Source organism: Myroides sp. JBRI-B21084, assembly GCF_030545015.1.
Taxonomy (GTDB): domain Bacteria; phylum Bacteroidota; class Bacteroidia; order Flavobacteriales; family Flavobacteriaceae; genus Flavobacterium.
Window position 1 is genome coordinate 2325642 of the sequence record NZ_CP120653.1, and the last position, 13725, is coordinate 2339366.

The 13725-nt window shown below is 32.4% G+C and carries 10 protein-coding genes and 3 tRNA genes; all 13 read left to right on the plus strand.

Annotated features, from left to right (window positions below; translation table 11 throughout):
• The first annotated feature begins 55 nt into the window (after positions 1-55).
• The 13 genes from P3875_RS11170 (at position 56) to P3875_RS11230 (ending at position 13684) form a co-directional block, all read left to right on the plus strand.
• Positions 56-3091: a SusC/RagA family TonB-linked outer membrane protein gene (locus P3875_RS11170; protein ID WP_303444045.1), complete on the plus strand. Its 3036-nt coding sequence runs from the start codon at positions 56-58 to the stop codon at positions 3089-3091.
• Positions 3092-3102: 11 nt separating this feature from the next.
• Positions 3103-4695 (plus strand): RagB/SusD family nutrient uptake outer membrane protein, encoded by a 1593-nt coding sequence (locus tag P3875_RS11175; protein ID WP_303444046.1) that lies wholly within the window; start codon positions 3103-3105, stop codon positions 4693-4695.
• Positions 4696-4798: 103 nt separating this feature from the next.
• On the plus strand, positions 4799-6823 hold the full coding sequence (locus P3875_RS11180) for a putative porin (protein WP_303444047.1): 2025 nt from the start codon (positions 4799-4801) through the stop codon (positions 6821-6823).
• Between the two features lie 66 nt (positions 6824-6889).
• On the plus strand, positions 6890-8251 hold the full coding sequence (locus tag P3875_RS11185; RefSeq protein WP_303444048.1) for a pyridoxal-phosphate dependent enzyme: 1362 nt from the start codon (positions 6890-6892) through the stop codon (positions 8249-8251).
• Between the two features lie 125 nt (positions 8252-8376).
• On the plus strand, positions 8377-9642 hold the full coding sequence (locus tag P3875_RS11190) for a DUF2851 family protein (RefSeq protein WP_303444049.1): 1266 nt from the start codon (positions 8377-8379) through the stop codon (positions 9640-9642).
• Entirely contained in the window at positions 9643-10488 is an 846-nt protein-coding gene (locus P3875_RS11195; RefSeq protein ID WP_303444050.1) for a ComEA family DNA-binding protein, read from the plus strand.
• A 35-nt stretch (positions 10489-10523) separates the two neighbouring features.
• A complete protein-coding gene (locus P3875_RS11200; RefSeq protein WP_303444051.1) occupies positions 10524-11666 on the plus strand; it encodes an acyl-CoA dehydrogenase family protein in 1143 nt (380 codons plus the stop codon).
• A gap of 169 nt (positions 11667-11835) precedes the next feature.
• A complete protein-coding gene (gene rpsU / locus P3875_RS11205; protein ID WP_303444052.1) occupies positions 11836-12030 on the plus strand; it encodes a 30S ribosomal protein S21 in 195 nt (64 codons plus the stop codon).
• 62 nt (positions 12031-12092) lie between these two features.
• The gene (locus P3875_RS11210; protein ID WP_303444053.1) at positions 12093-12995 is read left to right on the plus strand and encodes a tyrosine-type recombinase/integrase; all 903 of its coding nucleotides are present in this window, start codon (positions 12093-12095) and stop codon (positions 12993-12995) included.
• 23 nt (positions 12996-13018) lie between these two features.
• Positions 13019-13318, plus strand: coding sequence for a ribosome hibernation-promoting factor, HPF/YfiA family (hpf, locus tag P3875_RS11215; RefSeq protein WP_303444054.1), 300 nt, complete (start codon positions 13019-13021; stop codon positions 13316-13318).
• A gap of 87 nt (positions 13319-13405) precedes the next feature.
• Positions 13406-13479, plus strand: a tRNA-Thr gene (locus tag P3875_RS11220).
• A gap of 35 nt (positions 13480-13514) precedes the next feature.
• Positions 13515-13595, plus strand: a tRNA-Tyr gene (locus P3875_RS11225).
• A gap of 17 nt (positions 13596-13612) precedes the next feature.
• Positions 13613-13684 (plus strand) — tRNA-Thr (locus P3875_RS11230).
• The last annotated feature ends 41 nt before the right edge of the window (positions 13685-13725 follow it).

Genomic DNA, 13725 nt, shown 5'->3' on the forward strand with positions numbered 1-13725 from the left:
TTATTATATAAAAAAGGTTTAGTTTTGTACTTAAACTAATTCAAATTAAATTAATATGAGATCAAAGTTTACTTGGTTTTTAACTCTGTTCTTTGCTTTAATGATGCAAGTAGGTTTTGCACAAAAGCAAGTAACTGGAGTTGTAAGAACACAAGACGGTGACCCAATACCAGGGGCAACCGTTATGTTAGTTGGTACAAAGTTAGGTACCGATACTGATACTGATGGTAAGTATACATTAAATTTAAAAAAAGGGGATAAAATCCAAGTAAATTACGAAGGTTTTAAACCTGCAACAGTTACTGTTTCAGATTCAAACGTGTTAAATGTAACATTAGTAGAACAAGACATTACTGAATTGACAGAAATTGTAATGGATACTTATAGAACCACTACAAAAGAAGAAAGTACAACATCAGTTTCTTCTGTAACTTCTAAAACTATTGAAGGACGTCCAAACGCTTCAATTATTCAAACATTACAAGGACAAGTTCCTGGTTTGAATATCATGACAGGTTCAGGGCAACCAGGTGCAACCAGCCGTGTAACTTTACGAGGTTTAGGTTCTATCAATGGTAATACAGAGCCTTTGTATGTAATTGATGGTGTACCAATGTCTTCAAGTCGTTTCCGTTCATTGAACCCTAATGAAATTGACCGTGTTGACATTCTTAAAGATGCGGGTGCAACTGCAATTTATGGTAACCGTGGTGCAAATGGTGTAATTGTAATTACTACTAAAAGAGGTTCTTTTGAATCAGATTTAAGTATTAGATACATTGGTACAACAGGTGTTTCTTCTATCCAAAAAAATCAATACAACTTAATGAATACAGCTGAGTATGATGATTTCGTTCGTACAGCTAGAACATTCTACCCGGGTATTGGTTCTAATTTAACAAATGCTCAAAAAGCAATTGATACAAAATGGACAGACGTTTTCTTTAACGATGCAATTAGCCAGTCTCACACTGTAACATTTGGTGCTGGTTCTAAAAACCTTTCTACTTTTACTTCTGTTGGTTATTCAGAATTTGGTGGAACTTTAAAAGGTACCGATTTAAAACGTTTTAATATACGTACTAATTTAGATGGTAAAAATGGCTCAGGAAGATTAACTTATGGTACTACTTTCAATGCGAATTATTCTAAATCTAATATGGAGAATTCTGCAGGTACAAGTGGTGTAAACCAAAACTACTTCTTAGGTGCTTTCCAAGCATTACCTTATTTAACACCAAATAGCTACACAAATGGTTTAGATTTGTATAACGGTTATTTAGGTGGTACAATTGGTATTGCAAATGGGATGCCTTTATTCTTGTTAGACAAAATGAATACTACAGGTTTTGGTCAAGACGAAATGAAAGTATTGGTTAATGGAAACATTGGTTATAAATTAAACGATCATTTAAAATTATCAAACCAAACAGGTGTTGATTACCAAACAATCAACCAAAACAGTTGGGTACGTTACGATGCTTTTAACGAATATTTATTTGCAGCATCAGGTCAAAACTACCGTGGATCGGTTACAGATATTTTTGAACGTCGTATGATTTTTAATACAAATACAAACTTACGTTACGAAAATACTTTTAATGAAAAACATAAAGTTTCTGCAGGCGCATTCTTAGAATATGTTAAAGCACACTTTAGATCAAGTAGTATTAGTAAAGACGGTTTCGATCCAATTTTCTGGACTGATGGTGGTTACACAGGTTGGATTGGAAGTGCAGAAAACTATCAATTATACGCGCCATCTGCTTCATTATCTAGAAGTGATGCTGGTTTATTCTCATATTTTGCAACGGCTACTTATGATTATGACAAGCGTTTTGGTTTAGATGCTACGGTACGTCGTGATGCTTCTTTCCGTTTCATCGATGACAATCGTTGGGGTACTTTCTGGTCAGTTTCAGGTCGTTGGAATATCGATAACGAAAAATTCATGGAAGAATCAGCTTTTAATACATTAAAATTAAGAGGGTCTTACGGTACAGCGGGTAACCAAGATGTCGCAAATACTGGTTTATTTGGTGGTGCTCATTTATATGATACACGTTACGGTTCAGGTGTTGGTTATAACGCTGAAACTGGTTTAGCACTTACAGGTTTACCAAACAGAACTTTACAATGGGAGGTAATTACACAAGCTAACGTAGGTGTTGATTTTGGTGTATGGAACGACCGTTTAAGAGGTAGTGTAGATGTTTATAGAAAACAAACGGATGATTTATATTTAAGTACACCAATTTCTGCAATCAATGGATCATCTGCTATTAATGCAAATTTTGGTTCAATGAAAAACGAAGGTGTAGAATTAAACATTGCTGGTGATATCATCCGTGATGAGGATACTCGTTTAACATTAAGATTAGTAGGTGCATACAACAAAAATACAGTGTTAGATATTCCTACAGAAGATGGAACTTTCTGGAGCGGTGGTTTAACTGGTTACCGCGAAGGACACATGGTTGGTGAGTTCTTTATGGCTGAGTATTTAGGAATTAATCCAGATAACGGAAATATGATGTTCCGTAGTAAAGACGGTGGTGTAACTGAAAACCCTACTGATGGTGATTATAAATGGTTAAATAAATCTTCTATGCCAGTTTATCAAGGTGGATTTGGTTTAGATTTTGAGCACAAAGGTTGGTTTGTAACTGCAGACTTTACATATGCTTTAGATGCTTGGAGATATGATAATGATTACTATTTCTATACAATCCCTACATTTATTAAACAAAACAACTTGTCTAACGACTTAAGAGATTACTGGACTCCACAAAACAGAGATGCACGTTTCCCTGCTTTAACAGGTTCTAACTTCTCTTATGCAGGTGATTCTGATTTCTATTTACAAGATGCATCTTACGTAAGATTAAGATATTTAACTTTAGGTTATAACTTTAAGAAAAAAGATATTGACTTTATGAAATTATCTGGATTAAGAGTTTACGGACAAGCTGAAAATTTACATACTTGGACAAAATGGAGAGGTTGGGATGCTGAAAGTTCAAGATCAATTGATTTTGGTCAATATCCAACTCCAAGAACTATTTCATTTGGTGTAGAAGTTCAATTTTAATTAAAAAAACTATGAAGAAAATATTTTTAACAGCATTGTTCGCTTCGGTTGTTTTAACCGGATGTTCAGATGCATATGATATCGACCAAAAGGGAGTTGTGACTCAAGAAAGTCAAGTTTTTAGAACTCCTGAAGATGTTGATAAAGGTTTGCGTTATATCTATTCACAATTTCCTGGTGAAACTGAAATAAGTTTCGATTCATTTTTTACTGATGAATTAGGTGTTGGTATTGGTAACGCAGGTCAAGGTATTAACGATGGTAGCTATACGTTTATATTACAAGCTGGTAACGATGACGCTGAAGCACTTTGGGGTAGTTACTATGGTGTAGTTAACCGTGTAAATAGAATTATTAGCCGTATCGATGAAATGATTTCTCAAACATCTGATGCTGCTACAATTACTACTTTAAAGCAACATAAAGCACACGCTTTAGCTTTAAGAGCATACTCACATTATAAATTGTTTGCTTATTTTACGCCAGATTATACAAATCCAAGTGGTTTATCGGTAATTAAGTTTGACTTTTTACAAACTGACAATTACAAACGTTATGAGAAACGTTCAACAGTTGCTGAAATTGTTGCTTTCATTGAAAGTGATATTCAAACTGCTAAATCGTTAGGTGGTATGGTAAGTACAGTAGGTTCAGGTACTGGTTACGCTTCTAATGAAATGTTAGATGCTATATTGGTAAAAATGTACTCAATGTTACAAACACCAGCTGCATATGCTAAGTTAGAAACTGCTTTTAATGAAATTGCTTTAAATAAATCAGTAGCTACTTTTGATACATATTTATCTATGTTTGGAGAAAGTGCTAGTACTGCAGATTTTTCTGAAGGAATTTTTAAATTGAATAGAGTATCAACTGATGGTGGTGTTCAATCTGGAGTTGCAGCTGCTTGGTACCCAACTGAAGTAGGTGAAGCTCCGTATATGGAAATTGGTCGTTCATTATATAATGAATTAGATAAATTAGAGCCTTTAAAACAAGGTACTGCATTTAGTAATGATCGTGCAGATGTACGCTATGTTGTAAATGTATTTAATACTTCAATGGTAGCTACTAATTATGCGTCATTATCTCAAGATCAATACCGTGAAAACGATGTTTTATTAATTGGTAAATATACAGGTATTACAAATCGTAAATTAATGAACAGCCTTTGGATGTTCCGTTTTACTGATATGTTATTGTCATTAGCTGAAAAACGTGCTGCGGAAGGTGCTTTAACAGGTACGGTAGCAATGGGCGATTATTCAAATGTTGAGTCTATTATTTATAACATACGTGTTAATAGAAACTTCAATAATGACGGTAATCCGGTATCTATGCCAACAAACTTCTCTACTCAACAAGCTGCTTTTGCTCGTATTTTAGAAGAACGTAGAGTTGAGTTTGCTTTTGAAGGCTACCGTTACTTAGATATGAAACGTATTGGTGTTCGTGCTGGTTCTGCTGGTTTTGTGCGTGATGCACAAGATTGTGCTGCTACAAATGCTTGTTCATTAGCGCCTAATAGCCATAAGTTAACGATGCCAATTCCAAGATCGGAAATGGTTTCAAATCCAAACATGGTTCAAAATCCTAATTATTAATTTTTAAATTAGTATTTTAAATATAAAAAGAGATGCAATTGCATCTCTTTTTTTTGTTATATATCTTACTAAAAAAAATGTACTTTTGTGTAAAATTTGCAATATGCGTTTTCTTTTACCTTTTATTATTATTTTTTCTATTTCTTGTAATGCACAGGTTCGAAAAATTGATAAAAAAACTAAATCAAACAGTACATTATTAAATAAAAATAATGCTATTAATTCTGTAGATCGTTTTTCATCGGTTAATTCTTTTAATAGTGATTCTTTAAAAATTAAGCGACTGATTACCAAAACAGGTGATACCGTTGCACCAATTTCTCAGTATAAAATATTTAATGAAATTAAAGGTACACGTTCAATAGATACCACATTAACCATTCAAAAGCAATATGCATTTAATTATTTGCGTAAGGATTTGTTTGGCTTGGTACAGTATAGTAATGATGGACAAACATTTCAGGCTTTAAAGCCTAATTTTATTAAAGTAAATAGCATAATAAACGCTGGTTTCAATGCGCGTAGATTTTCCTATTTAAACGCATCGGATATCGATTATTATAGCGTTCCAACACCAACGTCTGAATTGCTATATAGAAGTGTAACTGGCAAAGGTCAAAATCTAGATGCGTTAATTGCCATGAATATTTCTGAACAGTTTAATGTTTTTTTAGGTTATCGTGGCTTGCGTTCACAGGGGAAATACGTTAATCAATTAACATCAAACGGGAATTTTCGAATTGGTTCAAGTTATTTTACGAAGAACAAACGTTATCAATTTAAGAATCATATAACGTTTCAAGATATTTATAACGAAGAAAATGGAGGGATTGTACAGACAAATCAATTTGAATCTTCTGATGATCCTTTTAATAAGCGTGAGTTTATTCGTGTACAATTTGAAGATGGTAAAACCATTTTTAAAGGATTAAGAACTTTTTTTGATCATAGCTTTCAATTGAATAAGTCGCAAACAAATAAAGCGTTGATTAGACATCAGTTTACGTATGAATATATAACAAATACTTTTCAGCAAGCAAATTCAAATCCATATAATAGTAACAATCCGTATTTTGGAGCTGCTTTTTCTACAAGTATTTATGATAAGGTACGCCATACCCGTTTAGAAAATAATTTTGATTTAGCTTTTGATTCAAAAAGTATCGGTTTATTCGCTGTGAGTGCTTCGGTTTATAATTTAAAGCATCAATACCAATCAATCGTTTTTGATACAAATGGAAATAAAATACCCAATCAATTAACAAATGATATTTTAACTTTTGGTGGTTCGTATGTGTTAAATACTTCAAAATTCATTGCAGACGCATCTTTTAAACAGTCTATTATTGGTAAATCGTTAACTCAATTTAAAGTAAATACGGCTTTTAATATTGATGAAAAATATAGTGTTGAGGCCAATTATCATTTAGATAGCAAAATACCCGATTATACCTACCAATTTTTTCAAAGTGGCTATATAGGTTTAAATTGGTTAAACAATTTTAACAACGAAAAAACAAACACTATAAATGCTAAAATTAATACTCCATTTATTAATTTAGAGGCAACCTACCAATTGTTTACCGATAAGTTGTTTTTTAGTAACAATGCAACCCAGTTAGATGCTAATGGACGTTTTCAGCAATTGTTAGTAACACCTAAACAATACAATAAAACAATTAGTTATTTTATGATAAAAGGTGAAAAGGAATTTACTTATAAAAACTGGGGGTTGCAAAATACATTAATGTTACAACAAGTTGCACAAAACGATGCTGTTTTAAACGTACCACAGCTTGTTACAAGAAATACGTTGTATTATCAAAATTTTGCTTTTAAAAAGGCATTGTTTTTTCAAACCGGTGTTACCTTAAATTATTATTCTAAGTATTTTGCAAATGAATACCACCCGGTTTTAGGCGATTTTATTGTGCAAAATCAAGTTAAAGTAGGTAACTTTCCAGTGTTTGATTTTTTCTTAAACGCAAAAATTAAGACAGCTCAAATTTATATTAATATCGATCATTTCAATTCAATGTTAACAGGATATAATTTTTATAATGCGCCTACTTATCCGTACCGCGATTTAACTTTTAGATTAGGTATGAAATGGAATTTCTTTAATTAAAAGTTGTAGCAATACAACTTTTTTTGGTTTATAAGCAAAATTGTATCTTTGCACAAATTAAAAAGCATGAACTACGCTAAAAATATATTAGAAACCATTGGAAACACACCTTTGGTACAATTAAATAACATTGTAAAAGATTTACCTTGTAAAGTGTATGCAAAGGTAGAATATTTTAATCCTGGTCATTCGTGTAAAGACCGTATGGCTTTGCAAATGGTTGAAGATGCCGAAGCAGATGGACGTTTAAAACCAGGCGGTACTATTATCGAAGGAACATCGGGTAACACAGGTATGGGCTTGGCTTTAGCAGCAATTGTAAAAGGTTACAAACTAATTTGTGTGATTACCGATAAGCAATCTAAGGAAAAAATGGATATTTTACGTGCGGTTGGTGCTAAAGTAGTTGTTTGCCCTACCGATGTAGAACCAACTGATCCACGTTCATACTATTCAGTATCAAAACGATTGGCCGAAGAAACACCTAATTCATGGTATGTAAACCAATACGATAATCCAAGTAATACAAAAGCAAACTACACACAAACGGGCCCTGAAATTTGGGATCAAACAAATGGTAAAATTACCCATTTTATTGTTGGTGTAGGTACAGGTGGAACTATTTCGGGAGTAGGTAAATTTTTAAAAGAGCAAAATCCAAATGTTAAAATTTGGGGAGTTGATACTTATGGATCTGTTTTTAAAAAATACCATGAAACGGGAATTTTTGATGAGAATGAGATTTATTCTTATGTAACCGAAGGTATTGGAGAAGATATTTTACCTAAAAATGTCGATTTTTCTGTTATAGACCATTTTACTAAAGTAACCGATAAAGATGCTGCAGTTTTTTGTAGAAAACTTGCTTTAGAAGAAGGTATTTTTGTAGGTATGTCATCTGGCTCTGCAATAAAAGGTTTGTTGCAAATGAAAGAACAATTAAAACCAGACGATGTGGTTGTGGTTCTTTTTCACGATTCAGGCTCGCGTTATATTGCTAAGATTTTTAACGATGATTGGATGCGTGAACGTGGTTATTTAGATGAAGAAATAAAGACAGGTTTTGATTTAATTCAAAATCATGTCAACAAACCTTTGGTTGTAGTGCGTACCGAAGAATTGGTGAGCCATGCTGTAGATAGAATGCGCACGTTTAAAATATCGCAAATTCCAGTGATTGACGCAACTGGTTTTGTAGGTTCTGTAAACGATACCGATTTGTTACAAGCGTATTTGCAAAACAGCGAAGTTGCAGATATGCCTATAAAAAAGGTGATGGGCAAGCCGTATCCGGTAGTTTCACAAAATACAAATGTGCATGAAATTGCTAAACTTATAACAAAAGAAAATAATGCAGTATTAGTAGCATTAGAAAACGGTAAACACCATATTATTACTAAATACGATATTATCGATTCCATAAAATAACTGTAAAAAACAGTAAAAAAAAGGCAACGTTTCATTACGTTGCCTTTTTTTTTAAACATACTTTTAAGTGTTGATTATTAGGAATTTCAAAATAAATAAACTACATTTATACAAAGCTTTTTAGTATGAAAGAAGATTTTTTACATTATGTGTGGAGATTTAAAAAGCTTAATAATACTTCACTAAAAACAGTACAAAATAATAGCGTTGTAATTAAAAATTTTGGGTTGTATTTGGGTACAGAAGGCCCCGATTTTTTTAATGCACAGGTTTTTATCGATGGGCAATTATGGGCAGGAACAATAGAAATGCACATAAATGCTTCGGATTGGTATGCACATCACCATGAAGTTGACCCAGCTTACCAAAATGTAATTCTACACGTTGTTTGGAATAATGATATAGCTGTTGTGAATAAAAACGGTGCCGAAATACCAACTTTGGTTTTAAAAGATTATGTAAATAGTGATGTTTTTAAAGCATATCATCAGTTTAATTCAAACCCACGATATTTGTTTTGCGAAGATTACATTCATCATTTCAGCTTGTTTGAATGGTTGCTATGGAAAGAGAAATTAATGATTGAACGCTTAGAGCAATTTTCTAATCGTATTGTATCAGAACTAAAGTTAACAAATAACAATTGGGAAGAAGCTTTTTACCGTTTGTTATTACGCAATTTTGGTTTAAATATTAATAACGATGCTTTTTACCAAATTGCTTGTTTTTTGCCCTTAAAAATTATTCGAAAAGAACAATCGAATGCATTGCATGTAGAAGCTTTGTTATTAGGAACAGCCAATTTGTTAAATGCAGATGTAGCCGATTTTTATTTACAAACCCTACAAAAAACATATAATTATTTAAAACAAAAATACAATTTAAAGAATGCTGTTCTTACGCCTACTTTCTTTAAACTTCGGCCCGATAATTTTCCAACCATTCGTTTGGTACAATTTGCTGCGTTTTTGTCGCAACAACCTTTCATGTTTGATTTAATTCGCAATCCTGAAACCATTTGTATAAACAATCATTTATTAGGTGCAAAAACATCGCAATATTGGCAAACGCATTATGTTTTTGGAAAAACGCATGTAAATCGAACCAAGAAAGTATCAGAATCATTTTATAATTTATTGTTGATAAATACAATTTTGCCTTTTCAATACGTGTACCATCAACAAATGGGTACCGATGTTTTAGAAGAAGTTTTGCAACATTATCATTCAATCGTAGCCGAAAAAAACAGTACTACAACATTGTTTAATAAGCTAAAAGTACCAGTAAAAACGTCGTTAGATAGCCAATCACTTTTGTTTTTAAAGAAGAATTATTGCGATAACCGTCGTTGTTTAAACTGCGAAGTTGGTATTAAATTAATGAATCGTTAAATGAAGAATATAGTTCCGTTTTTAAATAGAAAACAACAACTTACCCTTTTGGTTTTTGCATTGCTTACTGTTGCTGTGCAACTACTTTTAAGTTTTGTTAAAAAAGCAGAAATTAACAAGCAAACAGTAAATTATTATATAAATACAACTACACAAAAAACAATTGATAGTTTAAAATTAATTGCTTTAAAAAAATACGAATTACAACCATTTAATCCAAATTTCATAAACGATTACAAAGGATTTAAATTAGGAATGAATACCACACAAATAGATAAATTAATAGCTTTTAGGGCAACAGGTAAATATGTGAATTCGGCCAACGAATTTCAGCAAGTTACCGGTGTTTCAAATGAATTACTTGCTAAAATTTCGCCGTATTTTAAATTTCCGGAGTGGACACAGAATAAGACAACAATTAGTAAAGAAATTCAACCTGTTGCAGTACAAAAAATAAACTTAAACCAAGCTAATTATGAGCAATTAGTTGCTTTAAAAGGAATTGGTGCTTATTATGCCAATTTATTAATTGCTGAACGCGACAAGTTAAATGGTTTTGTACATATCAATCAGCTAAATTATATAAAAGGTTTGCGACCAGAAACGGTTTCGCTTTTAAAGCAACAAACTTTTGTAAAAGCTACAAAAAGTATATCAAAAATAAATGTAAATACCGCAAGTAAAGAACAATTGGCAACAATTCCGTATATGACTACGTATTTGGCTCGTGAAATTGTAGTTTTACGAAGTAAGCAAAACGAACCTTTAAAATTAGAAGATTTAGAAAAAATTAATAATTTTCCGCTTGACAAATTACAGATAATTAGGCTATATTTGGCTTTTTAGAATAATAAGTAAAAAATAATATAAAAAGGAGTAAAATGAATTTTGAGTATAACGAAACACAAGCAATGATTGCACAATCGATTAGAGATTTTGCAGAAAAAGAAATCCGCCCTAATATAATGAAATGGGACGAAGAGCAAATCTTTCCTGTAGAATTGTTTAAGAAATTAGGAGAAATGGGGTATATGGGCGTTTTGGTTCCTGAAGAATTAGGTGGATCGGGCTTGGGTTATCACGAATACATTACCGTTGTTGAAGAAATCTCTAAAGTAGATTCTTCGATAGGTTTGTCGGTTGCTGCTCACAATTCATTATGTACCAATCATATTTTAACATTTGCAAACGACGAACAAAAGAAAAAATGGATACCAAAATTAGCAACAGGTGAATGGATTGGTGCTTGGGGTTTAACCGAGCATAATACAGGTTCTGATGCGGGTGGTATGGCAACAACTGCTGTTAAAGATGGTAACGATTGGATTATTAATGGTGCCAAAAACTTTATAACGCACGCGATTTCTGGCGATGTTGCTGTTGTTATTGTTCGTACAGGCGAAAAAGGTGATTCTCGTGGAATGACTGCTTTTGTAATTGAAAAAGGAACACCAGGTTTTTCATCGGGCAAAAAAGAAAATAAATTAGGAATGCGTGCTTCTGAAACGGCAGAGTTAATTTTTGATAATTGCCGCGTTTCTGATGCCAACCGTTTAGGCGAAGTAGGCGAAGGATTTATTCAAGCAATGAAAATTTTAGATGGTGGTCGTATCTCAATTGGTGCGTTATCATTAGGAATTGCAAAAGGCGCATACGAAGCGGCGTTGAAATATTCAAAAGAACGCGTACAGTTTGGTAAACCTATTTCGCAATTTCAAGCAGTAGGCTTTAAATTAGCCGATATGGCTACAGAAATTGAAGCTTCAGAATTATTATTACACAAAGCTGCATACTTAAAAAACAACCACAAACCAGTTACTACAGCTGGTGCAATGGCAAAAATGTATGCATCAGAAGTGTGTGTAAAAGTTGCAACCGAGGCTATTCAAATTCACGGTGGGTATGGTTATACAAAAGATTTCCCGGTAGAGAAATTCTTCCGCGATTCTAAATTATGTACTATTGGTGAAGGAACAACCGAAATTCAAAAATTAGTCATCTCTAGAAATCTTTTGAAAGAGTAGTTTTAGAAGATAGAAAATAGATTAAAGAGGAAAGACTGTAATGGTTTTTCCTTTTTTTTGGATTTTTGTGTGATTGTAATTTATGAATAAAAATAATTCAAAATTAATCATTCGTAATTCAAAAATTATTTCTACTTTTGCACCCATAACGAAAGGAGGTGTATAAATTATGTTGATCATTCCAATTAAAGACGGAGAAAATATTGATAGAGCGTTAAAACGCTACAAAAGAAAATTTGATAAAACCGGAACGCTTCGTGCCTTAAGATCTCGTAAAAACTTTACGAAACCTTCAGTATCTAAACGTGCGCAAAATCAAAAAGCTCAATACGTACAACGTTTAAAAGATTCAGTTGAAATTTAATCGTTGAAACAAATTTTTATAAATCGCTAATTAAAGGTAACTTTGGTTAGCGATTTTTTTTTATGGAAAAATATTTAAAGCCTTATTACGATTATCTTTTAAAAGAAAAACATTTTTCATTGCACACCGTAAACGCGTATATGAAAGATGTTGAAGTTTTTTATGACTTTACTAAAGATACTATTAAAAATGTTGACGAAATAAAATACCAACACATTCGTTTGTGGATTGCAAATTTGTCACAAAACAAAATCAGTAATAATTCAATAAATCGAAAAGTAGCATCGCTAAAAAGCTATTTTAAATTTTTATACATTACCAAAACAATTAAAGAGTATCCTTTACAAGCGCATAAAGCTTTGCGAATAAATAAAGTGTTACAAGTTCCTTTTTCAGAAGCAGAAATGGAAAAAATTGATCGATCAGCCTTCTCAAATGACTATTTTGGATTTCAAAATTTTGTTATTATCACCCTTTTTTACACCTTGGGAATAAGAAAAACCGAATTAATAAACCTAAAACTATACGATGTTGATTTACAAAAGCGTGAAATTAAAGTTTTAGGAAAACGATCAAAAGAACGTATAGTGCCTATATTAACTTCATTATTAGATGTTTTAACAGAATTTTTACAAAAAAGAAATCAGCAGTTTGGGCAAACAAGTAACCAAAATATTTTTTTGTTAAAAAATCAACAAAATTTAAATCAAACATTTGTATATCGTTTAATAAATAATTATTTTAGAGGTGTAACATCTAAAGGAAAAAAAAGCCCCCATGTGTTGCGTCATACATTTGCTACACATATGTTAAATGCAGGTGCAAATTTAAATACAATAAAAGAGTTGCTTGGGCATTCAAGTTTATCGTCAACACAAATTTACACGCATACAAGCATAGCCACGTTGCAAAAAATGTACAAACAAACACATCCGCGCTCAAAGGCCGAAGATGAAAATTTATAAACCTTTTAAAAAATTATAGTATTATGAAAGTGAATATTCAAGCAGTTAACTTTAATGTTGATCGTAAATTAGTGGACTTTATAAACATTCGTTTAGAAAAATTACAACAATATTATGATAAAATTGTTGGAATTGATGTATCTTTGCATACGGAAAATACAAGTGATAAAGAAAACAAGTCTGTAGATATCATTGTTAAAATTCCAGGCGATGATTTAGTAGTTAAAAAAACAGCTAAAACATTTGAAGAAGCAACAGATTTAGCTGGTGCTGCTTTAGAACGATTGCTTGTAAAACGTAAAGAAAAAGTAAAAGCACATTAAAAGAATAAAAAAAAATTAAAAAAGCTTTTATTTTTTTAAATAAGTATATATATTTGCAGTCCGTTAGAAATAGCGGACTTTTTAAGTGCCTTTGTAGCTCAGCTGGCTAGAGCAGCTGATTTGTAATCAGCAGGTCGTGGGTTCGAGTCCCTCCAAAGGCTCATCAACAAACAAAAGTTGTAAAAATATTAGGTTCGGGGAGATACTCAAGCGGCCAACGAGGACGGACTGTAAATCCGTTGGGAAACCTTCGCAGGTTCGAATCCTGCTCTCCCCACAACAAGTTCTTTTTTTGCCGGCGTAGCTCAGGGGTAGAGTGCTTCCTTGGTAAGGAAGAGGTCACGGGTTCAAATCCCGTCGTTGGCTCAAATGTGAATTAAAGTTAACACTAATTATATAACTAAGAT